Source organism: Streptomyces sp. NPDC054813 (assembly GCF_053611365.1).
In genome coordinates, this window is the sequence record NZ_JBSHAF010000014.1 from 211,882 (window position 1) to 237,714 (window position 25,833).

Annotated in this window: 20 protein-coding genes; 11 read left to right on the forward strand and 9 right to left on the reverse strand. The window is 69.9% G+C overall.

Going from position 1 to position 25,833, the window contains the following annotated elements:
• Positions 1-29: 29 nt before the first annotated feature.
• From ACWGJB_RS28030 to ACWGJB_RS28065, 8 genes are all read left to right on the forward strand, one after another.
• On the forward strand, positions 30-3,647 hold the full coding sequence (locus ACWGJB_RS28030; protein WP_453382836.1) for a nitrate- and nitrite sensing domain-containing protein: 3,618 nt from the start codon (positions 30-32) through the stop codon (positions 3,645-3,647).
• A 9-nt stretch (positions 3,648-3,656) separates the two neighbouring features.
• Positions 3,657-4,070, forward strand: coding sequence for a roadblock/LC7 domain-containing protein (locus ACWGJB_RS28035; protein WP_005479910.1), 414 nt, complete (start codon positions 3,657-3,659; stop codon positions 4,068-4,070).
• Positions 3,962-4,579 carry a DUF742 domain-containing protein gene (locus ACWGJB_RS28040; RefSeq protein WP_453382837.1) on the forward strand — a complete coding sequence of 206 codons (618 nt, stop codon included), beginning with the start codon at positions 3,962-3,964 and terminating at the stop codon, positions 4,577-4,579. The genes ACWGJB_RS28035 and ACWGJB_RS28040 overlap by 109 nt, the downstream gene beginning before the upstream one ends.
• Positions 4,560-5,135 (forward strand): GTP-binding protein, encoded by a 576-nt coding sequence (locus ACWGJB_RS28045; RefSeq protein ID WP_046729249.1) that lies wholly within the window; start codon positions 4,560-4,562, stop codon positions 5,133-5,135. The genes ACWGJB_RS28040 and ACWGJB_RS28045 overlap by 20 nt, the downstream gene beginning before the upstream one ends.
• Positions 5,136-5,516: 381 nt before the next feature.
• Positions 5,517-8,807 (forward strand): nitrate- and nitrite sensing domain-containing protein, encoded by a 3,291-nt coding sequence (locus tag ACWGJB_RS28050; protein WP_453382838.1) that lies wholly within the window; start codon positions 5,517-5,519, stop codon positions 8,805-8,807.
• Between the two features lie 10 nt (positions 8,808-8,817).
• Positions 8,818-9,231, forward strand: coding sequence for a roadblock/LC7 domain-containing protein (locus tag ACWGJB_RS28055; RefSeq protein WP_093825739.1), 414 nt, complete (start codon positions 8,818-8,820; stop codon positions 9,229-9,231).
• 96 nt (positions 9,232-9,327) lie between these two features.
• On the forward strand, positions 9,328-9,897 hold the full coding sequence (locus ACWGJB_RS28060; RefSeq protein ID WP_360484727.1) for a DUF742 domain-containing protein: 570 nt from the start codon (positions 9,328-9,330) through the stop codon (positions 9,895-9,897).
• Positions 9,878-10,459, forward strand: coding sequence for a GTP-binding protein (locus tag ACWGJB_RS28065; protein ID WP_123973912.1), 582 nt, complete (start codon positions 9,878-9,880; stop codon positions 10,457-10,459). The genes ACWGJB_RS28060 and ACWGJB_RS28065 overlap by 20 nt, the downstream gene beginning before the upstream one ends.
• A 395-nt stretch (positions 10,460-10,854) precedes the next feature.
• On the opposite strand, the gene ACWGJB_RS28070 is transcribed toward ACWGJB_RS28065, so the two are convergent.
• Both ACWGJB_RS28070 and ACWGJB_RS28075 read right to left on the reverse strand, forming a co-directional pair.
• On the reverse strand, positions 10,855-11,052 hold the full coding sequence (locus ACWGJB_RS28070; protein WP_089098553.1) for an acyl-CoA carboxylase subunit epsilon: 198 nt from the start codon (positions 11,050-11,052) through the stop codon (positions 10,855-10,857).
• A gap of 34 nt (positions 11,053-11,086) precedes the next feature.
• Positions 11,087-12,682, reverse strand: coding sequence for an acyl-CoA carboxylase subunit beta (locus tag ACWGJB_RS28075; RefSeq protein ID WP_453382839.1), 1,596 nt, complete (start codon positions 12,680-12,682; stop codon positions 11,087-11,089).
• A gap of 481 nt (positions 12,683-13,163) precedes the next feature.
• Here ACWGJB_RS28075 and ACWGJB_RS28080 point away from each other — a divergent pair, with 481 nt between their 5' ends.
• Complete coding sequence (locus ACWGJB_RS28080; RefSeq protein ID WP_453382840.1) at positions 13,164-13,757, forward strand: YceI family protein; 594 nt, start codon at positions 13,164-13,166, stop codon at positions 13,755-13,757.
• Between the two features lie 104 nt (positions 13,758-13,861).
• Here ACWGJB_RS28080 and ACWGJB_RS28085 read toward each other — a convergent pair whose 3' ends face one another.
• From ACWGJB_RS28085 to ACWGJB_RS28095, 3 genes are all read right to left on the reverse strand, one after another.
• Positions 13,862-14,545, reverse strand: coding sequence for a DUF899 family protein (locus ACWGJB_RS28085; RefSeq protein WP_453382841.1), 684 nt, complete (start codon positions 14,543-14,545; stop codon positions 13,862-13,864).
• Positions 14,546-14,684: 139 nt separating this feature from the next.
• Positions 14,685-15,704 carry an LLM class flavin-dependent oxidoreductase gene (locus ACWGJB_RS28090; protein ID WP_453382842.1) on the reverse strand — a complete coding sequence of 340 codons (1,020 nt, stop codon included), beginning with the start codon at positions 15,702-15,704 and terminating at the stop codon, positions 14,685-14,687.
• Between the two features lie 47 nt (positions 15,705-15,751).
• Positions 15,752-16,333, reverse strand: coding sequence for an SDR family oxidoreductase (locus ACWGJB_RS28095; RefSeq protein ID WP_453382843.1), 582 nt, complete (start codon positions 16,331-16,333; stop codon positions 15,752-15,754).
• Between the two features lie 287 nt (positions 16,334-16,620).
• Between ACWGJB_RS28095 and ACWGJB_RS28100 the strand changes: the two genes are divergently transcribed.
• The gene (locus ACWGJB_RS28100) at positions 16,621-17,295 is read left to right on the forward strand and encodes a TetR/AcrR family transcriptional regulator (protein ID WP_453382844.1); all 675 of its coding nucleotides are present in this window, start codon (positions 16,621-16,623) and stop codon (positions 17,293-17,295) included.
• Between the two features lie 111 nt (positions 17,296-17,406).
• Here ACWGJB_RS28100 and ACWGJB_RS28105 read toward each other — a convergent pair whose 3' ends face one another.
• The 3 genes from ACWGJB_RS28105 to ACWGJB_RS28115 form a co-directional block, all read right to left on the reverse strand.
• Positions 17,407-17,562 carry a hypothetical protein gene (locus ACWGJB_RS28105; protein WP_453382845.1) on the reverse strand — a complete coding sequence of 52 codons (156 nt, stop codon included), beginning with the start codon at positions 17,560-17,562 and terminating at the stop codon, positions 17,407-17,409.
• 91 nt (positions 17,563-17,653) lie between these two features.
• Complete coding sequence (locus ACWGJB_RS28110; RefSeq protein WP_453382846.1) at positions 17,654-19,015, reverse strand: hypothetical protein; 1,362 nt, start codon at positions 19,013-19,015, stop codon at positions 17,654-17,656.
• A 41-nt stretch (positions 19,016-19,056) separates the two neighbouring features.
• A complete protein-coding gene (locus ACWGJB_RS28115) occupies positions 19,057-22,071 on the reverse strand; it encodes a glycoside hydrolase family 3 protein (protein WP_453382847.1) in 3,015 nt (1,004 codons plus the stop codon).
• Positions 22,072-22,197: 126 nt separating this feature from the next.
• Between ACWGJB_RS28115 and ACWGJB_RS28120 the strand changes: the two genes are divergently transcribed.
• Positions 22,198-24,063, forward strand: a complete 1,866-nt coding sequence (locus ACWGJB_RS28120; RefSeq protein ID WP_453382848.1) for an RICIN domain-containing protein — start codon at positions 22,198-22,200, stop codon at positions 24,061-24,063.
• 56 nt (positions 24,064-24,119) lie between these two features.
• Here the strand turns inward: ACWGJB_RS28120 and cimA are convergent, their stop codons facing one another.
• Complete coding sequence (cimA, locus tag ACWGJB_RS28125) at positions 24,120-25,730, reverse strand: citramalate synthase (RefSeq protein WP_453382849.1); 1,611 nt, start codon at positions 25,728-25,730, stop codon at positions 24,120-24,122.
• Positions 25,731-25,833 lie beyond the last annotated feature (103 nt).

The following is a 25,833-nucleotide window of genomic DNA, read 5'->3' on the forward strand; positions in this document are numbered from 1 at the left end:
GCAGCCGCCCCCCACCAAGCCGGCGCCGCGTGGGTGGCGCCGGCCGCACCACTCCGCGCGGCTCGCTGCCCACCCCGCGCCGCGCTCACCGGGTCACCACCCCGCCCCCCGCGGGGCCCGCCGCGCCCCCGGAGGCGCGCCACCAGTCGGCCGGTCCGCTGGCGCACGGTCAGTCGCCCACCAGCCCTGGGGTCAAGGGCTACGAGGACAAGACCGACCGCGCCCGCGAGAACTTCCTCAACGCCTCCGAGGAAATCGACACCGCGAGCAAGAACGGTCAGCTCCAGGGCGTCCGGGACAGCCTCGTCGGTCTGGCCGGCCAGCTGGACGACCTGGCGAAGATCCGCAAGGACGCCTATCAGCAGAAGGAGAACTCGACCCAGACGGTCGAGGCCTACCACCGGCTGATCACCCAGCTGATCGACCTCTCGCAGGACATGGCGCAGGCCTCCAGCAACCCGGAGATGATCCAGCGCACCCGCGCCTTGGCGGCGTTCTCCACCGCCAAGGAGTACGCGTCGGTGCAGCGAGCGGTCATCGCCGCGGCCCTGCCCGCCAACAACCAGAACTTCGGCAACCTCTCCGAGAACGACCGCCTGTACGGCGAGTCGGCCCAGGAGAGCGAGACCTCCGAACTGACGATCTTCCGGAAGATCTACGCGGGCAACGCGGCCGAGCTGCTCAAGCCGGTCGACGAGAACAACCCGACGATCGAGTCCGCCAACACCTACGCCAAGCGCGCGCTGGGCGCCCAGAACGGTCTGAACGAGCTGTCCAAGCGCTCGTACCTCGACTGGGTGGACGACAGCTCGACCAAGATCGACCAGATGAAGAAGATCGAGCACACGCTGCTCGAGGACATGGAGCAGAAGGCCCGCGAGCTGCGGTCCTCCTCCGAGCAGGAAGCGATCATCTCCGGTGCGCTGATCCTGCTCGTCCTCGGCGTGTCGCTGGTCGGCGCCTTCATCGTGGCCCGCTCCATGATCCGCTCGCTGCGCCGCCTCCAGGAGACCGCCACCAAGGTCGCCCAGGACCGGCTGCCCGAGCTGGTCAAGCAGCTGTCCGAGTCCGACCCGCAGGACGTCGACACGTCCGTGGAGTCGGTCGGTGTGCACTCCCGGGACGAGATCGGCCAGGTGGCCGCGGCCTTCGACGACGTGCACCGCGAGGCGGTCCGCCTCGCCGCCGAGCAGGCCCTGCTGCGGGGCAACGTCAACGCGATGTTCACCAACCTCTCGCGCCGCTCCCAGGGCCTCATCCAGCGCCAGCTCTCGCTCATCTCCGAACTGGAGTCCCGCGAGGCCGACCCGGACCAGCTGTCCTCCCTCTTCAAGCTCGACCACCTCGCGACGCGTATGCGCCGTAACGGTGAGAACCTCCTCGTCCTCGCCGGTGAAGAGCCCGGCCGCCGCTGGACCCGCCCGGTCCCGCTGGTCGACGTGCTCCGCGCCGCCGCGTCCGAGGTGGAGCAGTACGAGCGCATCGAGCTGGCCGCCGTACCCACCACCGAAGTGGCCGGCCGTGTCGTCAACGACCTCGTGCACCTGCTCGCCGAGCTCCTCGAGAACGCCACCTCGTTCTCCTCGCCGCAGACCAAGGTCAAGGTCACCGGTCACGCGCTGCCCGACGGCCGCGTCCTGATCGAGATCCACGACACCGGTATCGGCCTCTCCCCCGAGGACCTCGCCGCGATCAACGAGCGGCTCGCCTCGCCGCCCACCGTGGACGTCTCGGTCTCCCGCCGCATGGGTCTGTTCGTGGTCGGTCGGCTGTCCCAGCGCCACGGCATCCGCATCCAGCTGCGTCCCTCCGACTCCGGTGGTACGACCGCGCTGGTCATGCTTCCCGTCGACGTCGCCCAGGGCGGCAAGAAGCCCGCTCCCGGCAAGCCCGGCGTCCCGGCGTCGTCCGGCGGTCCGGCCGCCGCGCAGGCAGCGGCCGGTGCGGCCGCTGCCCGGCGTGGCGGCGGCCAGGGCGGTGCCGGTGGTTCGCTCGGTGCGGGTGCCCCCGCCCCGGCCCTCGGCGGCGGCGGTGCCGGTGCCGGTGCCCGCGGTGGTGCCCTCGGTTCCGGCGGCCCCTCCGGCGGCGGACTGCTCGGCGCCGGTGCGGCTCCGCGCGGCCAGGTCGGCGCGGGCCAGGGTCCCCGGGCCGCGCTGCCCGGCGCGGGCCCGAACGGCGGCCGGCCCGGCGCGCCGGGCGGTGCCCGCGGCCAGCAGGGTCCGGCGGCTCCCCCGCAGGGCCGGCCCAACGGCGGCGGCGCCTTCGGCGACCAGGACGCCTTCGGCAACCGGGGCCCGGTCCCTCCGCAGCGCTCCGCCTCCCCCTCCGACCAGGGCCGTCAGCCCCAGCTGCCGCCACGCGGTGGCCCGCGGGCCGAGCTGCCCGGCGGCAACCCGCAGCAGGGCAGGCCCAGCTGGAGCGACGACAACGCCCAGCCGCCGCTCTCCCGGGCCGCGATGGACACCCCGCGCGGCCACGACGAGCAGGACCCGGCCCACACCGCGCCGATGCCCCGCATCGACGACCGGCAGGACCTGGGCGCCACCTCGCAGATGCCGGCGATCCCGCAGGGGCCGTCGTCCACCGGCTCGTACCCCCGCCCGGGCATGAACGGACCGCAGGACACGGGATCCTTCCCCCGCCCGAACGTGAACGGCCAGCAGGACACCGGCTCCTACCCCCGCCCCGGCGCGAACGGACCGCAGGACACGGGATCCTTCCCCCGTCCCAACGTGAACGGCCAGCAGGACACCGGCTCCTACCCCCGCCCCGGCGCGAACGGACCGCAGGACACGGGATCCTTCCCCCGCCCCAACGTGAACGGCCAGCAGGACTCGGGGCAGTTCGTCCGCTCCGACGTCTTCGGCAGGCAGGCCGGGCCGCAGGGCGGCTCCCAGAACACCGGCCAGTTCGCCGCCCCGCAGGGCTACGACAACGGCTCCACCGGCCAGTTCGCCGCCCCGTCCTACGACAACGGCTCGACCGGCCAGCACTCCCTGCCGGGCCACCAGAACGGCTACGCGGGCAACGGCCAGAACGGCAACGGTCAGCACGGCACGGGCCAGTTCGAGCGTCCGGGGACCAACGGCCGCGGTATGGACTTCGGCGCGGTACAGCGTCCACCGGTCCCGCCGGCCCGTCAGGAGCCCGAGGCGCTGCCGCCGGCCAGCGGTCCCGGTGACGGTCGTACCCCGCTGTACGACACGCTGGAGACCAACTGGTTCCACGGCGGTCAGCAGGAACAGCAGCACCAGCAGAGCAACGGCCACGGAAACGGCTCGGCGCCGATCCCGCCCGTTCCTGCCCAGCCGCCGGCCCCGGCCGCCGCGGCCCCCCAGCGTCCCGCGCAGGCAGCCTGGCGCACCTCCCCGAACGACGACCTCGTCCGGCAGGCGGAGCGTGTACGGCAGCCGGCGGCGGGCGGTGTCACCACCTCCGGTCTGCCGCGCCGGGTGCCCAGGGCGAACCTCGTCCCGGGCACGGCTCAGCAGCAACAGCACCACACCGGTCCGCAGGTCTCGCGTGCGCCTGATGACGTCCGCGGCCGGCTGACCAATCTCCGTCGGGGTATCGCGCAGGGACGGCAGGCCGGCACCGGCCCGCAGACCGGCAGCTTCCCGAGCCCCACTCACCAGCAGGAGCGTTAGTTGAGTCCGATGAGCCAGGCGGCACAGAACCTGAACTGGTTGATCACCAACTTCGTGGACAACACCCCCGGGGTGTCCCACACCGTCGTCGTGTCCGCCGACGGTCTCCTTCTGGCGATGTCCGAAGGCTTCCCCCGTGACCGTGCCGACCAGCTGGCGGCCGTCGCGTCCGGACTCACCTCGCTGACGGCCGGGGCGTCCCGGATCTTCGAGGGCGGCGACGTCGCACAGACGGTCGTCGAGATGGAGCGCGGCTTTCTTTTCCTGATGTCCGTCTCGGACGGGTCGTCCCTCGCGGTCCTGGCCCACCCCGAGTGCGACATCGGCCTCGTCGGCTACGAGATGGCGCTCCTGGTCGACCGCGCGGGCGCGGTGCTCACGCCCGACCTGCGCGCCGAACTGCAAGGCAGTCTGCTCCACTGACAGCCCGGATCCAACCCAGCTCACCAAATCACCGTCCGGCCGCCACAATCCCCCCACCGGCCACGTCCGACGGCACGACTGACCGACTTGCTGTCCCGCCCGGAGGAACGATGACCCCGCCCACCGCCTCTCATGATCCGTACGCGGAGCCGTACGGGGACGAGGGCGACCAGCCGCTGGTACGTCCTTACGCGATGACCGGCGGCCGGACCCGGCCGCGCTATCAGCTCGCCATCGAGGCGCTGATCAGCACGACGGCCGACCCGGCAGCGCTCATGGGGCTGCTCCCGGAGCACCAGCGCATCTGCCACCTGTGCCGTGAGGTGAAGTCGGTCGCCGAGGTCTCGGCGCTGCTCGCCATGCCGCTCGGTGTGGCCCGGATCCTGGTGGCCGACCTCGCCGAGGCCGGCCTGGTCGCCATCCACCAGCCGGGCGGCGACGAGAACAACGGTGGCGCACCTGACGTGACGCTGCTCGAAAGGGTGCTCAGTGGACTTCGCAAGCTCTGACGGAGGTCGGGCCACCACCTCCGCGAAGATCGTGGTGGCGGGCGGCTTCGGCGTCGGCAAGACCACGTTCGTGGGAGCGGTCTCCGAGATCAACCCGCTGCGCACGGAGGCCGTGATGACGTCCGCCTCGGCGGGCATCGACGACCTGACCCACACCGGGGACAAGACCACCACCACGGTGGCCATGGACTTCGGACGTATCACGCTCGACCAGGACCTGATCCTGTACCTGTTCGGCACGCCGGGCCAGGACCGTTTCTGGTTCATGTGGGACGACCTGGTACGCGGCGCCATCGGGGCCGTCGTACTGGTGGACACCCGCCGCCTCGCCGACTGCTTCCCGGCGGTGGACTATTTCGAGAACAGCGGTCTGCCGTTCGTCATAGCGCTCAACGGCTTCGACGGACACCAGCCCTACACGCCCGAAGAGGTCCGCGAGGCGCTGCAGATCGGCCCTGACGCGCCGATCATCACCACGGACGCCCGGCACCGTGCGGATGCCAAGAGCGCGCTGATCACACTGGTGGAGCACGCTCTCATGGCACGGCTGCGGTAACACCCAAGTCGTTCGTCGTGTACGCCAGTTGTCGTACGGAAACCGGAGCCGACTGTGGCCTTTGACACGGTCGGCTCCGGTGTTCATAACGTTTCGGCAGAGGAATCCAGTGGTATCGCCACGCGTCGCGGTCGCGCGGTACCGCTGCGCTCACAACAGCCCCGCCTTTTGGCGGGGCTCGCTCTTTATGACCGTTTTATCTGGGCCCTACAAGACCGCACTCCACCGCTTTCCGCTGTTTGGAAGTGCGCAGGCCCCCATGCTGGAATGCCTGAACTGCCCAATAGTCAAAGACGTACTGAGTAGTGGTCTGAGACACACCGGGCTCTGAGAGACTGCGGCACGACGATAGGTGCCCGCCGCCGAGAGGTTGTTGGTCGAGTGAGGCGAAGCAAGAACGGTCCCGAGCCGTCGGCACGGGGCAACTTCACCCCGCCGCCGCGCGCTGCGGCGCCCACCCCTGTGCCAGCCGCGGAACCACCGGCCGCGCCCGCGAAGAGCGGCGGCCGTTTCTCCCCGCGGAACTGGCGAGTGCCGACCAGGCTGAACGCGATTCTGCTCATACCCGTGGTCGTCGGTCTGGTCATGGGCGGCTTCCAGGTGAAGAGCTCCATCGACACCTGGAACGAGGCCCGGGACGCGGAGAACACCGCGCGCCTGGTCCGCGCCTCCCTCAGCTACGCCGACGCCCTCTACAACGAGCGTGACACCACCGCGGCGCCGCTGCTCCTGGACAAGGACAAGGCCACCGTCACGGCGGCGCGCGCGGCGACCGACAAGGCCGCCGACGCCTTCGACGCGGCCGCGCAGAACATGCCGCAGAAGGCCGGCCTGGAGCGCCGCCTGAAGCTGTTCCGCGAGGCCGAGCCCAAACTCACAAACCTGCGTGCCGCGGCGTACACCACCAGGCTCACCGGTGTGCAGACCGAAGAGGGTTACACCCTGGTCGCCCACCCGCTGATGGAGTTCGCCAACGAGCTCGGTCTGGGCACCGGAAACATCACCTCCTACGGCCGTACCGTCTACGCCATCTCGCTCACCAAGGCGGCCCTGTCGCTGGAGCGCTCGATCGGCATGCACCTGCTGATCAAGCCCGGCCCGGACGCCGGCAACCTGGCCAGCCAGCGGGTCGCCCTCTCGTCGTACGCCTATCTCGAGGGCATCGCCGTCGAGGAGTACATCGGCGGTGGCACCGAGGCGGACGCGCAGAAGCTGAACGACCTCCAGAAGAAGATCAAGTCCGACGGCGCGGCACTGGTCCAGCAGGCCAAGGCCAAGGACCCGAACTACGTGGCCCCGCCGTCCAAGGACAACGCGATGGTCTCGGCGCTGGCGACGCTGCAGGACACCGATACCAGCACCCGCCAGGCACTGGCCTCCCAGGGCGTCACCGCCGAGAACTGGTGGACGGTCAACACCCTCAAGTACCAGGCCTACCGCACGATCGAGTCGGACATGGCCGACAAGGCGGTGAGCGAGGCCTCCGGCATCGCCGACGACGCGAAGACCTCCGCGTTCATCACCGGTGCCGCGGTCGTGGTCGCCCTGCTCGCGGCGTTCATCCTGGCCGGCATGGTGGCCCGCCAGATGTCCCGCTCGATGCGCCAGCTGCGCAACGCCGCCTTCGGCATCGCCGAGCAGCGCCTGCCGATGCTGGTCGACCAGCTCTCCCGCACCGACCCCGGCCGGGTCGACACCCGGGTGGCGCCGATCCCGATCACCACGACCGACGAGATCGGCGAAGTCGCCCGCGCCTTCGACCAGGTCCACCGCGAGGCCGTCCGGCTCGCCGCCGAGCAGGCCCTGCTGCGGGGCAACATCAACGCGATCTTCACCAACCTGTCGCGCCGCAACCAGTCGCTGATCGAGGGCCAGCTGACCCTGATCACCGACCTGGAGAACAACGAGGCCGACCCGGACCAGCTGGAGAACCTCTTCCGCCTGGACCACCTCGCGACGCGTATGCGCCGCAACGGCGAGAACCTCCTGGTCCTCGCCGGCGAGGAGCCCGGCCGCCGCTGGGACCAGCCGGTCCCGCTGGTCGACGTGCTGCGCGCCGCCTCCTCCGAGGTGGAGCAGTACGAGCGCGTCGAGCTCTCCGGCGTCCCGGAGGCCGAGATCCACGGCCGCGCGGTCACCGACCTCGTGCACCTGCTGGCCGAGCTGCTGGAGAACGCGACGACGTTCTCCTCCCCGCAGACCAAGGTCCGCGTCACCGCGACCCGTCTCCCCGACGGCCGCATCATGATCGAGATCCACGACAAGGGCATCGGCCTCACCGCCGAGGACTTCGCGGACATCAACCACAAGCTGGCCAACCCGCCGACCGTGGACGCCGCGATCTCCCAGCGCATGGGCCTCTTCGTGGTCGGCCGGCTCTCCGACCGGCACGGCATCCGGGTCCAGCTGCGGCCCTCCGGCGAGCAGGCCGGCACCACCTCGCTGGTCATGCTGCCGGACGCGATCACGCACGGCGGTGGCGGCGAACAGCCGCTGGACCACGACGAGTTCACGGTCTCGCAGATCATCCCGGAGCAGCAGTTCCAGGCTGAGAACTTCAGCCAGCAGCCGCAGCTCCAGCCGATGCGTACGGCGGCCGAGCTGGGCTTCGACGACAGCCGCTACGTGGAGGTCCCCGACGACATCCGCGACCTGGACCCCGTCGGCCGCTCCCTGTTGCGTGAGGAGCGCCGTGCGGCCCTGGAGGCCCAGGCGCAGCCCGGGCAGGCGGCACAGCTCCCGCAGAACCCTCAGGAGACCGCGGAGATCCCGGCTTACGCCGACGAGTTCGACCGGGGCCGGCAGGGCTACGACAGCAACGGTACGGGCTTCCAGGAGCAGCCCACGGGCTTCGACGCCGGGCAGCAGTACCAGGAGCAGTCGCAGGGCGCGTACGACGAGCAGTACTACGCGCCGAACGGCGGCCTGCCGCGGAACGACACGTTCTCGGCCGACCCCTTCGCCACCAACGGCGGCTACCCGGAGCCCGCGTATCCGGAACCGGTCCAGGAGGAGCCCGCGGCCGCCCAGGCCGCCGCCTCCGAGTCGTTCCCGGCGTTCGGGGAGCAGCAGCCCTACCAGGACGACTGGCCGCAGCAGGGGCAGCAGCAGGACAGCTACCAGAACGGTTACCCGGCCCAGTACGCTCCGGAAGCGGAGTCGGCGCAGGCCGGTGACGTGGACGAGCGGAACCGCGTAGGCTTCGACCGTCCGGGAGCGGCCCCTTCCGGGGGTCACCGGCTGACCGAGGCCGGGCTGCCCCGCCGGGGATCCGGCGGTCCGGGCGGCCCGAACGGCGCGGCCCCCGTGCAGCAGGCTCCGGCCGCGGCTTCGGCTCCGACGGCTCCGCGAGCCTCGGCTCCGGAGTCCAACGGCGACAGCAGCTGGCGTTCGGCGAACGACGATCGCTGGCAGCAGGCGTCGCAGCTGCGCAAGCCCAAGGCGGGCGGGGTCACGTCCTCCGGCCTGCCGAGGCGGGTCCCCAAGGCCAACCTGGTCGAGGGAGCCGCCGAGAACACCCCTCAGGGAGGCCCACAGGTCTCCCGCGCCCCGGAGGACGTCCGGGGCAGGCTGAGCAACCTGCGCAGGGGCGTCCAGCGCGGACGCAACGCAGGCAGTGAAACGAACGGCCAGGGCTTCGGTCCTGACAGCACCTACAACCAGGAGCGTTAGTGTGAGCCCGATGAGCCAGGCGGCACAGAACCTGAACTGGTTGATCACCAACTTCGTGGACAACACCCCGGGGGTGTCCCACACGGTGGTGGTCTCCGCCGACGGACTCCTTCTGGCGATGTCCGAAGGCTTCCCCCGCGACCGCGCCGACCAGCTCGCGGCCGTCGCCTCCGGTCTGACGTCTCTGACGGCAGGCGCCTCCCGGATTTTCGAGGGCGGCAGCGTGAATCAGACGGTTGTGGAGATGGAGCGGGGATTCCTGTTCATCATGTCCGTTTCCGATGGGTCGTCCTTGGCCGTTCTGGCCCACCCGGAGGCCGACATCGGCCTGATTGGTTACGAGATGGCCCTTTTGGTGGACCGTGCGGGCACGGTTCTTACCCCGGATCTGCGCCAGGAACTCCAAGGAAGCCTTCTCAACTAACAGTCAGACGGTGCGTTTTGGCGTCCCGGGGCCGTAAGGTTTCGGGACGCGGCTCCATAGGGAACGGTGCCCGGCACGGTCGGAGGAGGAGAGAAAGTGGCAACACCCCCAGGCGGTTCGAATAACGGCAACTGGTCGTACGGTCCTGCGCAGGGCCAGGGCGACGGTTCCGCGAACCGGTACAACTTCCCCTCCGCCCCGAGCCACCGGCAGCCGTACGCACCGCAGGGCCCCGGCCCGTCGCCGTACGACCAGCCGCCGGCGCCGCGCATCCAGCCGGTACAGCCGCAGCGCCGTCCCGAGCCGGCGCCCGCCGGGGCGTCGAACAACCCCTTGGTGCGTCCGTACGCCATGACCGGCGGGCGGACCCGCCCGCGGTACCAGCTCGCCATCGAGGCACTGGTGCACACCACCGCGCAGCCGCACCAGATGCAGGGCCAGCTGCCCGAGCATCAGCGGATCTGCAACCTCTGCCGGGAGATCAAGTCGGTGGCCGAAGTCTCGGCCCTCCTGTCGATCCCTCTCGGCGTGGCCAGGATCCTCGTCGCCGACTTGGCGGAGGCGGGCCTGGTCGCCATCCATCAGCCCGGCGGCGACGAGAGCGCCGGCGGCCAGCCAGACGTGACACTGCTCGAAAGGGTGCTCAGTGGACTTCGCAAGCTCTAGCGGCGGTCCTTCCCGCTCCACCACTTCCGCGAAGATCGTGGTGGCGGGCGGCTTCGGCGTGGGCAAGACCACGTTCGTCGGTGCCGTCTCGGAGATCAACCCGCTGCGCACAGAGGCCGTGATGACGTCCGCGTCGGCCGGCATCGACGACCTCACCCACACCGGGGACAAGACGACCACCACGGTCGCCATGGACTTCGGCCGCATCACGCTCGACCAGGACCTGATCCTGTACCTGTTCGGCACGCCGGGCCAGGACCGTTTCTGGTTCATGTGGGACGACCTGGTACGCGGCGCCATCGGCGCCATCGTCCTCGTGGACACCCGCCGCCTCGCCGACTGCTTCCCCGCGGTGGACTACTTCGAGAACAGCGGTCTGCCGTTCGTCGTCGCCCTCAACGGCTTCGACGGCAGCCAGCCGTACAACCCCGAAGAGGTTCGCGAGGCGCTCCAGATCGGCCCCGACACCCCGATCATCACGACGGACGCCCGCCACCGCGCGGACGCCAAGTCGGCCCTGATCACCCTGGTCGAACACGCCCTGATGGCCCGCCTGCGCTAGCGGTTGTCTCTCCGAGGGGCCCCTTCCGTCCGGAACGGGCCCCTTTGTCATGCCCGGTCGTGTGCCGCTTCGTCAGACCCCGCTCTTCGGGTCCCTCTTCGTCGTACTGCGCCCGTCGTACCCCGCCGGCGCGCCGGCGTGCGCCGGACCCGCGCCCGCAGCGCCGTGGGGCCGCTCCTGCGGCCCGACAGAGCCTCCGGGAGAGGGAGCCGGGCCCGGCGGCCGCAGGCGGCCCACGGGTCGCTCAGGGGCGAGCCGGCCGCCCGGCAGGTCCGGCAAGGTTCGGCAAGGTTCGGCAAGGTTCGGCACCGTAGTCGGTGACGCCACGGGAGCACGACCACGGCCCCGCCCTCCCGAAGGAGGAGCGGGGCCGTGGTCGACGCTGTGCCGAGAGCTCAGTGCCAGCTGTGCGGGGCGCGGAAGCCGTTCTCGCGTTCCAGGCGGCGCCAGCCGGCCTTCGCGCGGCCTCGGTGGGTCTGCTCGGTGTCGGCGGTCGGCCGGGCGGCCGCGCGGGCCAGGAGGACCGCCGTTATGGCGGCGACTTCCTCCGGGTCGGCGTTGCCCTTCTCCACGCGAATGTCAGGGACGTTCATGGATTCAGTCTCCGTGAGAGAGGTTTCCGCAGGATTACTGCGGGGGGTTGCCGTGCTTACGTGACGGCAGGTCGGCGTGCTTGGTGTGCAGCATCGCCAGCGACTTGGCGAGCACCTCGCGGGTCTCGGCCGGGTCGATGACGTCGTCGACCAGGCCGCGCTCGGCCGCGTAGTAGGGGTGCATGAGCTCGGCCTTGTACTCCTTGACCATCTTCTGCCGCATGGCCTCGGGGTCCTCGGCGGAGGCGATCTGCCGACGGAAGATCACGTTGGCCGCACCCTCGGCGCCCATGACCGCGATCTCGTTGGTCGGCCAGGCGTACGTCAGGTCGGCACCGATCGACTGGGAGTCCATGACGATGTAGGCACCTCCGTACGCCTTACGCAGGATCAGGGAGATCCGGGGCACGGTCGCGTTGCAGTAGGCGTAGAGGAGCTTCGCGCCGTGGCGGATGATCCCGCCGTGTTCCTGGTCGACACCGGGGAGGAAGCCCGGTACGTCCAGGAAAGTGACGATCGGAACATTGAAAGCGTCACACATCTGGACAAAGCGCGCAGCTTTTTCACTCGCCTCGATGTCCAGGACGCCTGCCAGCACCTGCGGTTGGTTGGCGATGATGCCCACGACCTGGCCGTCGATCCGGGCCAGCGCGCAGATGATGTTCCGCGCCCAGCGCTCGTGGACCTCCAGGTAGTCGCCGTCGTCGACGATCTCCTCGATCACCTTGGTCATGTCGTACGGCCGGTTGCCGTCGGCCGGGACCAGGTCCAGGAGGACGTCGCTGCGGCGGTCCACCGGGTCCGTGGAGTCGACCCGGGGCGGGTTCTCGCGGTTGTTCTGCGGGAGCAGGGAGAGGAGGTAGCGGACCTCCGCGATGCAGGTCTCCTCGTCGTCGTACGCGAAGTGGCAGACGCCGGAGGTCTCGGCGTGCACGTCGGCACCGCCGAGGCCGTTCTGGGTGATCTCCTCGCCGGTGACCGCCTTGACGACGTCCGGGCCGGTGATGAACATCTGCGAGGTCTCGCGGACCATGAAGACGAAGTCGGTGAGGGCGGGACTGTAGGCCGCGCCGCCCGCGCACGGGCCGAGCATCACGGAGATCTGCGGGATGACACCGGACGCCTTGGTGTTGCGCTGGAAGATGCCGCCGTAGCCGGCGAGCGCGGAGACGCCTTCCTGGATACGGGCGCCGGCGCCGTCGTTCAGGGAGACCAGCGGGGCGCCGGCCGCGATGGCCATGTCCATGATCTTGTGGATCTTGGTGGCGTGGGCCTCGCCCAGCGCGCCGCCGAAGATCCGGAAGTCATGGGCGTAGACGAAGATCGTACGGCCCTCGACCGTGCCCCAGCCGGTGATGACGCCGTCGGTGTAGGGCTTCTTGGCCTCCAGGCCGAAGCCGACCGCGCGGTGCCGGCGCAGCTGCTCGACCTCCTGGAAGGAGTCCGGGTCCAGGAGCAGCTCGATGCGCTCCCGGGCCGTGAGCTTGCCCTTGGCGTGCTGCGCCTCGGTCGCCTTCTCGCTGGGCCCCGCCACGGCCGCCGCACGGATCTCGTGCAGCTCGGCGACCCGCCCGCGCGCGTCCGTCGGCTCGCCGGTGGGCTCACCCGTCGTCTCTTCCAAAACGGTCATGTAGCGACCTTACGAAGGACACCAAGGATTACGAGACGTCGACTCCGTACAGTCTCCGACCCGTTTTCCTGGAACCACTGAACAGAACCAGAACAACATGCAGCCGTTCCGACTGCTCAGAGGGCTATGGCGTTGTAGGGGTGCCACAAAGGCGGGGCCTGAGACGCGCCTCACATTCATGGCCGGCCCATACCACCCCCGGAGTGACGGGGCCCCCGGACGGCGGTCCCCCGCCCCCTCCGACTCCACTTCCTCCGAGCCTAACCGCACCCTCGCCACACCCTCCCGCCGTGTCGCGAATCGGCAGATACAGCATTACGGTGCGTAATGAGCGCGACACACGAACGGATGATGTTGAAGGTTGTACGGAATAGGGCAACGGTAGGCGCCGTTGAGTTCGTTGAACGTTAAACATCAACGGTCCGCGCCTTCGGCATCCACCGCTCCTAGGCCGCGACCCGTCCCCCTCAAGGAGCACGTCATGGGTATCTTCGGCCGCAAGAACGACGACACCGCCACCGCCCCCGGCGCCGGCACGGCCGCGCTGACCGGCGACTACACGATCGACCCGGCGCACACCACGCTCGGCTTCGTAGCCCGCCACGCGATGGTCACCAACGTCAAGGGCAGCTTCCAGCAGTTCGAGGGCTCGCTGCACCTGGACGGCTCGGACCCGGCGAAGTCCACCGCCTCCCTCGACATCACGATGGAGAGCATCACCACGGGCAGCCCGGACCGTGACGGTCACCTGAAGTCGGCGGACTTCTTCAAGACGGACGAGTTCCCGACGATGACCTTCCGCTCCACCAAGGCGGAGGCCCTCGGCGGCGACGACTACCGCATCACCGGCGACCTCACGATCCTCGGTGTCACCCGGCCGGTCACCATCGACCTGGAGTTCAACGGCGCCGCCAAGGACCCGTTCGGCAACGAGCGCGTCGGCTTCGAGGGCAAGGCCGAGATCAAGCGCTCCGACTGGGGCGTGACCTGGAACGCGGCGCTGGAGACCGGCGGCGTCCTGGTCTCCGACAAGATCAAGCTGAACTTCGACATCTCCGCGATCAAGAACGCGTGAGCCCGCGGCGACGGACCGCCGACCCCGATCACGCCCGCCGAGCGCCCGCCCTCCACTCCCCTGAGGGCGGGCGCTCGTCCGTGCCCGCATGTCCTGCGGGTGTCCTAGTAGCCGATGGTCGGGTACCAGCCGCCTCGCCCTCGCGGGGTCAGATCGAGCAGGTGCCAGACGGGTGTCAGCAGGTCGATGCCGCGCTCCTGGATGTCGGCGGCCATGCGCGGATGCGCGGAGTAGGTGTGCCGGACCGTGCCGTCGCCGTCGCGGGTGAAGACGGAGACCGTGGAGTCCTGCGCGCCCTCCTCGTCCTCGCTGCCCAGGTCGTACTTGAACGTGCTGTCACCACAGCTGAGCAGCCGCAGCCGGTGCCAGCCGCGGTCGCGGGCGTACCGGCGGAGGGCGGGCGGATCGGCGGCCGCGGCGACGGCGAAGTCCGCGTTCCGGGCCACGTGGTGGGCGATGCCGTTGTAGCCGTCGATCCACATCGTGCACATCGGGCAGGGGCTGCTCTGCAGCTTGCCGTACATGAAGTGGTAGACGATCAGCGGTCGTTCGGGCCCGGAGAACAGCTCGCTCAACGCGACCTCGCGCACCGGGGTGTCACCGGCGCCGAGATCGCCGGGCCCTTCGACGAAGACGTAGTCGTCGACGGCCGGTCCCTGCGGCAGCGCCCGCCGCAGCGCCGCGACCTCCTCCCGGCGCCGCATCAGCTCGACCTCGGCCAGCCGCAGCTCCTCGCGGGCACCGAGATACGCCCCTGACTCACCGGCCAGCCTGGTCTGCCGCACCATCGCGTCCTCCTGGGGTGGGGTCCCCCGTGGCCGTGCTTCGAGTCTAGGACGGCGTCCTCGATCGCTCCCCTTGTGGGGCCGCAACGACTTTCGGTGGGCCACGATCCACGGGAATGTGACGGGGGGGGCGCCCGCCGCCTCAGCTCGCGCGCCGGGCTTGGCGCACCTCGGGGTGTGCGTCGCCGGCGATGGCGATGAAGCGTTCGAGTTCGCCGGGGATGTCGGGGCCGGTGGGCTGGTAGACGATTTCGGTGATGCCGTCCTGGGCGTAGGTGCTGAGCTGGTCACGGATGCGGTCGGGGGTTCCGGTGACGGTGGTGGAGGTGACTGCCTGCCAGCTTCCGGCGTTCCAGGCGGCGTTGTCGGCCGCGTTGAGGTCGGTGAGGTGCTGATCGTGTACGGCGAGGTGGCGCTCGCCGTGGGGGTGTGCGGTGATGATGTCGAGCCAGGCTTGTCCGCCGGGCAGGGAAGTGGGGTCGCCGCCGAATTCGTAGGCGGCGTGGTAGGCCAGAGCGTTGCCGGGGCCGGCGGCGGCACGGACGCGGGAGGAGTCGAGTGGTTCGTCCTCGCTCAGGACGGTGCCGTGGATGCCCAGGGCGGACCAGGTGAATTCGTGGGCGTGGGCGGTTTCGCCATTGACGGTGAAGAGGCCGTCGGCGATCTCGTGGGTGACGGCGAGACCTTTGGGGCCGAGAGCGGACACCAGCACCGGGATGTCGACGGGGCGCCGCGGTGCGTTCGTACCGGGATGCATCATGCGGATGGGGGCGCCGTCCCATTGCACGGTGTCACCGCGCAGCAGGCCTCGTACTGTTCGGACGTATCTGCTGAGGTAGGACCAGGTGGCCGGGGGTGCTCCGAGGGCGCGCGTGCCGTTGAACCCGGTGCCGAAGGCGAGGGCCACCCGGCCGGGTGCGACGGCGGCGAGTGTGGCGGCACCGGAGGCGTTGACCATCGGATGGCGCAGTGTCGGGACGAGGACGCCGGGCGCGAGACCGATGCGGTGGGTGCGTTCGGCGGCCAGCGCCAGCATCGCCCAGACGTCGGGGCTTTGGGCGGGAGTGTTGTGGAGCCAGGCGCGGTGGTAGCCCAACTGCTCGGCGACGGCGACGTGTTCGGGCGAGTGCAGGGATGTGGCGAACTGGCAGGAGATGTCCATGGGGCGGGCTCCTAGGGCAGAAGGAGGACGGATACGCCGTCACGGCATCAGATCTGCGCTCTGCCGCCGTCAACGAACAGTTCGATCCCCGTGACGAAGCTGGAGTCGTCCGAGGCCAGGAAAAGTGCCGCCTTGGCGACTTCGTCGGGCTCGCCCAGGCGGCCCATGGGAATGGTGGACGTAATCTGCGCGAAGGCGTCGTGAGCTCGTGTCGCCGCGAGCAGCAGTGTGATGGAGGCACCGTCATTCAATAGCGGCAGGGCCTTTTGTACCGTAAAGAGCGCCCCCTTCACGTTTACGTTGAAAATTTTGTCGAAAATTTCTTCCGTGACGTCTTCCAGTGAAACGAGTTCGCCCAGGCCGGCATTGGCGAAAACGATATCGATTCGCCCCTTCGCCTCGACGCTCGCGTAGAGGCGGTCAAGGTCGGTCAGCTCTGTGACGTCTCCCTGCACACCGGACACGTTGCCCCCGATCGCCTTCACGGCTTCATCGAGTTCTTTCTGACGGCGTCCCGTGATGAAGACATAGGCACCTTCTTTGGCGAAGAGCCTTGCGGTGGCCAGCCCGATCCCCGTCGTGCCGCCGGTGACGACCGCTACTTTTCCCTGCAACTTACCCGTGGTCACTGCTCCCGATATTGGAAAATATGACTACCCCAACGGCAGGGGTCCGCTCCGGATTTCGTGGACATCTCCGTTCACCAAGGGTGCCCGGGAAAACAGCCGAAGTGCCGGACGTCAGGCCGCCTGTATGCGGCGGCCCGGTCAACTGCCGGGCGGAAACCGGCCGTGGAGCACGACTTGCTCTGTTCGGATGTCGTCATGCCGGCCTCCACGAGGCAACCGATGAGCTCCACGGCCCGCATCACAATGTCGATCGCCATCGTTTTTACGCCCACCGCGCAGCGATGTCAATGTCGATCGACATTGAGATCTTCGGTCCGGCTCGCTACAGTCCTACGAAGAGCTGGGATTGGGAGGAGACAGTGGGCGTCTCGAAGCAGCAGGCGGCAGCGAACCGAGAGGCGATCATCGCCGCCGCGGACGGTCTGTTCCGTGAGCGCGGCGTCGATGCCGTCGGCCTCGTCGAGCTGATGGGCGCGGCCGGAATGACGCGCGGTGGCTTCTACAACCACTTCGCCTCGAAGGACGCGCTCGTCGACGCGGTCGTCACCAAGGCGATGGCGGACGGGTTCGGCAACCTCGACGAAGCCGTCACGGCATCCCAGGCCCGCGGCGGCGACCCGCTCGGGGAACGGATCGACTGGTACCTGTCGCCTGAACACCGTGCCGACGTCGAGCACGGCTGCCCCAACACGGGCTTCGCCGGCGACGCCCGCCGACTGGAGCCGGCCGCCCGCGCGCACTACGCGAAGGGCCTGGCGGCCAATCTCGACCGTTTCACACAGATCGTCCAAGCGCCCGGACTCGACGAAGGCGAGCGGCGGGCGCGCGCCATCGCAATGTTCAGCGAGATGGCCGGGGCCCTGCTTCTGTCACGCGCCGTCGCTGATGCCGACCCCGCCCTCGCCGACGAAATCCTCGACAGCGCGCGCACCGACCTGCGCGGCCGCACCAGTACTCCGTAAAGGCGACTACAGGGGTTTTCTCGCGGTGTTTCATCCGTGAATGTGCGATGGATGCGCGATGCGGACGTCAGGAATCCGTCGGCGTTTCCACCGCCGTCCACGTTTCGTGACTCAAGTGACCGCCCTCCTGCGGGGTACCGGCAGCAGCCACCACGCCGAGACCACCGAGAGGGTCGCGCCCACCGCGATGGCCGCCAGGCGGGTCGGCAGCAGGGATTCCGCGTTCTGGCCGAAGTAGCCGAGGAGCAGGGAGAGGGCTGTCGTCATGCCGGCTGCCCAGTACGGTGCGCTGGGTGGCGGCGAGGGTCAGGGTGAGGGCGACCCGCCGTGCTGGAGCGGCTGGGGGACGCGGAGTAGGTCAGAAACCGCCTCCGAAGTCGCCGCCGTCGCCGCCCCCGCCGCCGAAGTCCCCGCCGCCGCCACCGAAGTCGCCGAAGTCCCCGGGGTCGAAGTCCGCGCCCGACAGGTCGCCGCCCTGGTAGCCGCCGGTGCCGAAGTCGCCGTATCCGGTGCCGTAGTCGGCCGCGTAGGCGGGGGCGGACATCCAGCCGCCCAGGGCCGTACCGATGAGGAGGCCGGGGAGGAGGCCGCCGCCGAAGTAGCCGCCCGCCCAGGGGCCGTAGGCCGGGCCCGCGTCCCAGTAGGGGCGGCGGCCGTGGTCGGTGTCGACCTCGCGGATCGCCGGGTCACGGCCGTCGGCCAGCCGGGTGGCGTCGGCCGCGCAGACCGGGACCTCGCGGGGCGAGCCGCCGGCCGGGGTCCAGGTGGCGTCCGTGACCGAGGGGCCGTGCCGGGGGTCGAAGAAGCACGGCGGCCGGCGCTCCGGGAGCGGGCGGCCCTCGCGGCGGGCGGCGAGCTGCGCCAGCGAGAAACGGCCGTCCTCCAGGGCCTGGGTGACCGCCCGCACGCCCTCCGGTCTGCGGGCGTCGGCCATGTACTGCTTCGCCTGGTCGTAGGCGTTCAGCGCACGCTCGTAGTCCGCGCGCATGGCGTCGTCGGCGCCGGGCTCGGCCGGGTGGAATTCGAGCCGGTCCAGTTCCTCGCCGAAGGCGGTGATGTCCTCGTCCACGACCACCCGGAGCCGGTCCAGGGCGGCCCGCTGCTCCTCCTGGTGGCGCCGGCGGTTGCGGCGGACCAGGGTGTAGGCGCCCGCCCCGCCGGCCACGATCACCGCGCCGATCGCGATCAGCGCCGTACTGGAGACGCCGGAGCCGTCCGCGCTGCCGCCGCCCCAGGTCGAGGGCGCCTTGCCGCCGAGGTTGGTCAGGGCGCGGTTCGTGAAGTCGGTCAGCTGGGTGTTCACGGTCTCGCCCTGGACGCTGGTGACCAGGTTCTGCACGGCCGTCCGGGGCAGCACCGAGGAGTCGGCGCGGGCGTCGAAGCGGTCGCCGAGCCGGACGGCGTACAGGCCGGTGATGCCGGTGGCGGTGCGCAGGTTCGTGAAGAGGTCCTGGGTGGGGTAGCCGGCCGGCAGGACCGCGATGAACAGGGGTTTGTTCGCGTCCTTGATCTGCCGGGCCAGCGTGTCGGCCTCGGCCGTGGAGAGCTGGGCGGCGGCCGCCGGGTCGACGTACACCGGGCTCTTGCGCAGGGCGTCGGCGATCGTCGAGACACCGGTGGCCGCCGTGGCCTGCGGAGCGAACGCCGTGAGGGCGATCACCAGCAGGGCCAGCAGCAGGCCTGGGAGGCTTCGGGTCCGGGTCCGCAGCACGGACTTCATGTTCCGCAATTTACCCGAAACCCCCCATAACCTGTCATTTCTTATGCTGCTCTGTACGCCTCCGTCAGCTTCTCCACCGCCGCCGCGTACCTGCCGGTCAGCAGCAGGTGGTCGGCGTCGGCGAAGGGCTTCGAGACGGCTGCCGTGATCGACTGTCCGATCTCAGCCTGCACCAGCAGTCGCGCCTTGGTGACCAGTTTCCGGCCGGCCGAGGCGGCGCCCGCCCGCTCCGCGGCCTTCGCCGCGACGCCGAGCGCCCGCAGGGTGGCCTCGCCGCCCTTCGACGGCTTGGCCAGGGTAGTCAGACCCCAGCCGTACGGGTACTGCGGGTCGTACGAGGCGTCGCCCACGTTGATCGGCAGCTGGGCCTCGGACTTCGGCCAGGTGACCGGGAGCTGGCCGGTGAAGGCCTTCTTGCCGTAGAGCACGTCGGCCACGCCGTCGCCCTCGGTGCCCGGCAGCCAGGACGCCACCAGGGCGTCGATCTCGCCGAGCCGGTCGCCGATCAGCTGCGGACGCCCGGAGACCATCAGCACCGCGCACTTCATGGCCGCGCACACCTTGTCCACGGCTGCCTGGTCGGCCGGGGTCAGCGCCAGGTCGTTGCCGTTGCCGACGTCTCCGACGCCCTCGGCGTACGGGGTCTCGCCGACGACGACCACACCCACGTCGTAGCCGCTGGTCGGAGCCGAGGCGTCCTTCGAGTACGCGACGTCTCCCCCGGCGTTCTTCATGCCCTGGAGGATGGTGGTGCCCGTGGTGTGGGTACCGGAGGCGCCCTGCCAGGTGATGGTCCAGCCGCCGGTCTGGTTGCCGAGGTCGTCGGCGTTGGACCCGGCGACGTACACCTTCTGCGACTTCTTCAGGGGCAGGACCCCGCTGTCGTTCTTCAGCAGCACCTGCGACTCGGCGGCCGCCTGGCGGGCCACCGCCCGGTGCTTGGCGGAGCCGATCTTCGAGGCGCCGGAGGTGTCGGCGTACGGGTGCTCGAAGAGACCCAGCTTGAACTTCTGGGTGAGGATGCGGGAGACCGCGTCGTCGATCCGCTGCTCGCTGACCCGGCCGGCGTTCACCTCGTCGGTCAGGGTCTTGGTGAAGTCCTGGTAGCTGTAGGGGACCATCATCATGTCGACGCCGGCGTTGACCGCCGTGCTGACGTGGGCCGCGTAGTCGCCGGGGAGCTGGTCGATGGCGTTCCAGTCGCTGATCACGAAGCCGTCGAAGCCCATCCGGCCCTTGAGCACGCCGTTGATCATGTCGGCGCGGGCGTGCATCTTCACCGGGCCCTGGCCGTCGCCGAGGATGTCGAGCGAGGAGTACGACGGCATGACCGTGCCGATGCCCCGGTCGACCGCGGTCTGGTAGGGCGCCAGGTGGATGGCCTCCAGCTGCTGCCGGGTGACCTTGGTGACGCCCTGGTCGATGGTGTACGACCCGGTCGTGGAGGAGCCGTACTCGGTGCCGCCGTCGCCGACGAAGTGCTTGGCGGTGGCCAGGACCTTGTCGTCGTCCTTGAGGTCACGTCCGTCGGCCCGGCCCTGGAGGCCCTGGATCACGGTCTCCATGGACTTCACCAGCGCGGGGTCCTCGCCGAAGGACTCGTAGGAGCGGCCCCAGCGCTCGTCGCGGCTGACGCAGAGGCAGGGGGCGAAGTCCCAGGGAATGCCGGTCGCGCGGACCTCGGCGGCCGTCACCGCGCCGGCGTCCTCGGCGAGCCCGGGGTCGCGGGTCGCGCCGATGCCGATGTTGTGCGGCATGATCGTGGCGCCGGCCAGGTTGTTGTGGCCGTGCACCGCGTCCACGCCGTAGATCAGCGGGATCTGGAACCGCGTCGCCTGCGCGCGCAGCTGGAAGCCGTCGATCATCTTCGCCCAGGCCTCGGCGGTGTTGGGCGTGGGCGTCGAGCCGCCGCCGGAGAGCAGCGAGCCGAGATCGTAGGCGGCGACGTCACCGCCGTTGCCCACGGCACCGCGCTCGGCCTGGGTCATCTGCCCGGCCTTCTCCGCCAGGGACATCCGGGACAGGAGGTCGGCGACCCGCTTCTTCACGGACAACTTGCTGTCCAGGTACGGCAGTCCGTGCGCGTCGATGACGACCTGCGGGGTCTCGGCGGGGGCCTTGGCGCCGGTGACGGTGAGCTTCAGCGGGATGGTCTCGGCCGATTCGCCGGACCGGCCCTTCAACGTCCGTACCTTGATGGTCTGCGTCGCCCCGGAGACCGTCCCGGCCGGGAAGGTGAGGGTGCCGGAGACCGGGGTGTAGTCCTTGCCGGAGGCGGCGGTGCCGGTCGTGGCCGTCTCGTAGGCGACGGTCACCGGCTCGTCGAGCGGGACGGAGCCGGTGGCGCCGACGGAGACCTTCACCGCGGCCGTGCGGCCCTCCTGCACCGGGTAGACGGCGGCATCGGTGGTGACGGAGGCGCGCAGGGCCTGGTCGGCCTTGCCGTACAACTCCACGTCGTCCATGGCGAACTGGCCCTTGAGCCCGACGGGGAGGGTGAGCGCGTAGCCCCACATCTGGGTCAGGCCGAGGACGTGGTCGATACCGCCGACGGGCTGGTAGTCCGTGCGGTAGACGAAGTCGGCGAAGGGGATCTCGATCTGCTTCCAGCCGGAGAAGTCGTCGGTGAAGGACGTCGTCCACAGCTCGGAGGCCTCGCCGTTGGCGCCGCCGTCCTTGATCTCGAAGGCGATCTTCTTGCCGTTGTCCTGGCCGTCCCACCAGAAGCGGATGCCCTTGTGGGCGGACCAGTCGTGGGCGGGCTCGGTGGCGGCGAAGTCGTGGGTGAAGCCGCCGTAGCCGCTGATGTCGTACGTCCCGGAGAGCACCTTGGCGCCCTCGGGGGCGTCCGCCCGGTCGGCGAACTGGAGAGCGGGCGGGTCGTCGCTGTCCCCTCCCCAGGTGAAGATGCCCTCGGCGGGCTGGGCGGCGAAGGGGACCTCGCCCTCGAAGCGGTCGACGGGGGTCGGGGCGGGGTCGTCGGCGGCGCGGGCCGCGGACAGGGGCATCAGGGCTGCGAGTAGGGCGGTGGACACGAGCAGGGCGGCTCTTGGCATGGACCTTCCCTCGACTCTCTGGTTCACTCAGGGCTCTCACAGTTCACTCATGGCTTAGATCACGACGTGAGTTAACTAACGGCTCGCACCCCCGTCAAGACATCCGTCAGGAAGGGCGATGTGTCCATGAGAACCACCCCCCACACGGTCCGGCTGTTCTTGGCCGGGCTGCTCACCGTGGCCGGCCTCAGCGCGGTCGTACCGTCCGCGCACGCGGCCGGTGAGCAGGTCACCGCGTACCTCACCACCACCGACGACTCCGGCGGGCGCCATGTCACCCGCGGGCTCCAGGCACAGACGCCGTTCGCCTTCCAGTCCGGCAGCGGCGGCACCGGCGAGAACATCACCGTCGACGAGAACACCCGCTACCAGACCTTCACCGGAGGCGGCGCGTCCTTCACCGACACCGCGGCCTGGCTGATGAACAGCAGCGGCGCGCTGTCCCAGGCCACCCGGGACGCCACCATGAAGAAGCTGTTCTCCCCCACCGACGGCATCGGGCTGTCGTTCCTGCGCAATCCGATGGGCGCCTCCGACCTGGCCCGGTACGGGTACACGTACGACGACATACCCGCCGGCCAGACCGACCCGAACCTCAACAGCTTCTCCATCTCCCACGACCTCGCGGACGTCGTCCCGCTCACCAAGCAGGCGCTCCAGCTGAACCCCTCTCTGACTGTCATGGCCTCGCCATGGACGGCACCGGCCTGGATGAAGGACAGCGGCTCACTCAACGGGGGCTGGCTCAAGTCGGAGGACTACGCCGCCTACGCCGCGTACTTCGTGAAGTACCTCCAGGCCTACCAGGCACAGGGCGTCAAGGTCTCCTACGTCACCCCGCAGAACGAGCCCACCTGCTGTTCCGGCTACCCGTCGATGAGCTGGAACGCGTCCGGACTGCAGTACTTCCTCAAGAACGACCTGCTGCCGCAGCTCCAGTCGGCCGGCCTGTCCACCAAGGTCCTCGCGCACGACTGGAACTGGGACGTATACGACTCCTACGCGGCCGCGAGCGTCGACGACGCGGCGATCCGCAACCACCCCAACTTCGGCGGGATCGCCTGGCACGGCTACGGCGGTGACATCAACAAGCAGACCACCGTGCACAACCAGTACCCCACGCTGGACGCCTTCGGCACCGAGCACTCCGGCGGCACCTGGATCGCCAACCAGCAGCGCGAGGACATGAACAACATCATCGACTACACCCGCAACTGGGCGAAGTCGGTGACCAAGTGGTCGCTGGCCGTGGACCAGAACATGGGCCCGCACAACGGCGGTTGCGGCACCTGCACCGGGCTGATCACCGTGCACAACGGGGACGGCGCGAGCGGGACCGTCGACTACACGGTCGAGTACTACACGATGGGGCACCTGACGAAGTTCGTACGGCCCGGTGCGCAGCGGATCGCCTCCACCGCGTCCACCGCCGTGCCGAACGTGGCCTGGCGCAACCCGGACGGCTCCAAGGCGCTGATCGCCTACAACGACTCGTCCGCGGCCAAGACCGTCACCATCAACTGGGGCTCCCAGCACGCGACCTACTCACTGCCCGGCAAGACCTCGGCGACCTTCACCTGGTCCGGCACCCAGTCGGGCGGCGGCAGCCAGACCGGCGCCTTCGTCGGGCTCGCCGGCAAGTGCCTGGACGTGGCGGGCGGTTCGACGACGAACGGTACGGCCGTGCAGCTCTACGACTGCAACGGCTCCACCGCCCAGCAGTGGACCGTGCAGTCCGACGGCTCGGTCCGCGCGCTCGGCAAGTGCCTCGACGTGACCTCGGCCTCCACCGCGGACGGGGCGAAGGTCCAGTTGTACGACTGCAACGGCACCGGGGCACAGCAGTGGTCGTACAACTCCTCGACGGGTGACGTGGTGAACGCGGCGGCGAACAAGTGCCTGGACGTCACGGGCAACTCGTCGGCGAACGGGACCCGGGCCCAGATCTGGACGTGCACGGGCGCCGCGAACCAGAAGTGGCACCTGCAGTAAGGCGGTACGGCGGAACGAGCCGGGGGCTGTGAGCCCAGCCCCCGGCTTCGCCGCCGCTACTCCGCCGGCTCCACGCCCGCCCGCAGCAGGCCGTAGGTGTACGCGTCCTCCAGGGCCTGCCAGGAGGCGGCGATGACGTTCTCCGCGACGCCCACCGTCGACCACTCGCCGCTGCCGTCGGACGTGGAGATCAGGACGCGGGTGATGGACTCGGTGCCGTGCTTGCCCTCCAGGATGCGGACCTTGTAGTCGACCAGGTCGAGCTTGGCCAGCTGGGGGTAGATCTTTTCGAGGGCGACGCGCAGGGCACGGTCGAGGGCGTTGACCGGGCCGTTGCCCTCCGCCGTGGCGACGATCCGCTCGCTCTTGGCCCAGAGCTTGACGGTGGCCTCGTTGGCGTGGGTGCCGTCGGGGCGGTCCTCGACGATGGCCCGCCAGGACTCGACGCGGAAGTAGCTGCGCGGCTTGCCCTCGACCTCGGCGCGCAGGAGGAGTTCGAAGGAGGCGTCGGCGGCCTCGAAGGTGTAGCCCTTGAGTTCGTACTCCTTCACCCGCTCCACCACCCGGCCGACCAGTTCGCGGTCGCCGCCGAGGTCGATGCCGAGTTCCTTGCCCTTGAGCTCGACGGAGGCGCGGCCCGCCATGTCGGAGACGAGCATGCGCATGGTGTTGCCGACCAGCTCGGGGTCGATGTGCTGGTACAGGTCCGGGTCGACCTTGATCGCGGAGGCGTGCAGGCCGGCCTTGTGGGCGAAGGCCGAGACACCGACGTAGGGCTGGTGGGTGGAGGGGGTGAGGTTGACGACCTCGGCGATGGCGTGGGAGATCCTCGTCATCTCGCGGAGGTGGCCGTCCGGCAGCACCTTATTGCCGTACTTGAGCTCCAGGGCGGCCACCACCGGGAAGAGGTTGGCGTTGCCGACGCGCTCGCCGTAGCCGTTGGCAGTGCACTGGACGTGGGTGGCACCGGCGTCGACGGCGGCCAGGGTGTTGGCGACCGCGCAGCCGGTGTCGTCCTGGGCGTGGATGCCGAGCCGGGCGCCGGTGTCGGCGATGACGGTGGAGACCACGGCGTTGACCTGGGCGGGGAGCATGCCGCCGTTGGTGTCGCAGAGGATGACCACGTCGGCGCCGGCCTCCGAGGCGGCCCGGACGACCGCCTTCGCGTACTCAGGGTTGGCGCGGTAGCCGTCGAAGAAGTGCTCGCAGTCGACGAAGACCCGGCGGCCCTGGTCCTTCAGGAAGGACACCGTGTCGCGGACCATCTCCAGGTTCTCGTCGAGGGTGGTGCGCAGCGCCAGTTCGACATGGCGGTCGTGGGACTTGGCGACCAGCGTGATCACCGGGGCGCCTGACTCCAGCAGCGCCTTGACCTGCGGGTCCTCCGCCGCCTTGGCCCCGGCCCGGCGGGTGGCGCCGAAGGCGACCAGCTGGGCGTGCTTGAAGTCGATCTCCTGCCGGGCGCGGGCGAAGAACTCGGTGTCCCGGGGGTTGGCGCCCGGCCAGCCGCCCTCGATGAAGCCCACGCCGAAGTCGTCCAGGTGCCGTGCGATGGCCAGCTTGTCCGCGACGGTGAGGTTGATGCCCTCGCGCTGCGCACCGTCGCGCAGCGTGGTGTCGAAGACGTGGAACGAGTCGTCCAGCTCGTTGGTTGCCGTCTCGGTCATGGTCACTAGGCTCCTGATGTCGAATCTCGGTCGTACCGGAATGACCGGCTCCACCGTCCCTCCATGGTCCCTCGCGCTGGCCTTCCGGCTGAAGGTGGGCCGG

Bases quoted from the DNA above. Each gene is read 5' to 3' on its own strand.
- ACWGJB_RS28035 (WP_005479910.1), top strand. From the start codon at position 3,657: ATGAGCCAGGCGGCACAGAACCTGAACTGGTTGATCACCAACTTCGTG.
- ACWGJB_RS28055 (WP_093825739.1), top strand. From the start codon at position 8,818: ATGAGCCAGGCGGCACAGAACCTGAACTGGTTGATCACCAACTTCGTG.
- ACWGJB_RS28070 (WP_089098553.1), bottom strand. From the start codon at position 11,052: ATGAACGTCCCTGACATTCGCGTGGAGAAGGGCAACGCCGACCCGGAG.
- ACWGJB_RS28075 (WP_453382839.1), bottom strand. From the start codon at position 12,682: ATGACCGTTTTGGAAGAGACGACGGGTGAGCCCACCGGCGAGCCGACG.
- ACWGJB_RS28080 (WP_453382840.1), top strand. From the start codon at position 13,164: ATGGGTATCTTCGGCCGCAAGAACGACGACACCGCCACCGCCCCCGGC.
- ACWGJB_RS28085 (WP_453382841.1), bottom strand. From the start codon at position 14,545: ATGGTGCGGCAGACCAGGCTGGCCGGTGAGTCAGGGGCGTATCTCGGT.
- ACWGJB_RS28090 (WP_453382842.1), bottom strand. From the start codon at position 15,704: ATGGACATCTCCTGCCAGTTCGCCACATCCCTGCACTCGCCCGAACAC.
- ACWGJB_RS28100 (WP_453382844.1), top strand. From the start codon at position 16,621: ATGTCGATCGACATTGAGATCTTCGGTCCGGCTCGCTACAGTCCTACG.
- ACWGJB_RS28105 (WP_453382845.1), bottom strand. From the start codon at position 17,562: ATGACGACAGCCCTCTCCCTGCTCCTCGGCTACTTCGGCCAGAACGCG.
- ACWGJB_RS28110 (WP_453382846.1), bottom strand. From the start codon at position 19,015: ATGAAGTCCGTGCTGCGGACCCGGACCCGAAGCCTCCCAGGCCTGCTG.
- ACWGJB_RS28115 (WP_453382847.1), bottom strand. From the start codon at position 22,071: ATGCCAAGAGCCGCCCTGCTCGTGTCCACCGCCCTACTCGCAGCCCTG.
- ACWGJB_RS28120 (WP_453382848.1), top strand. From the start codon at position 22,198: ATGAGAACCACCCCCCACACGGTCCGGCTGTTCTTGGCCGGGCTGCTC.
- cimA (WP_453382849.1), bottom strand. From the start codon at position 25,730: ATGACCGAGACGGCAACCAACGAGCTGGACGACTCGTTCCACGTCTTC.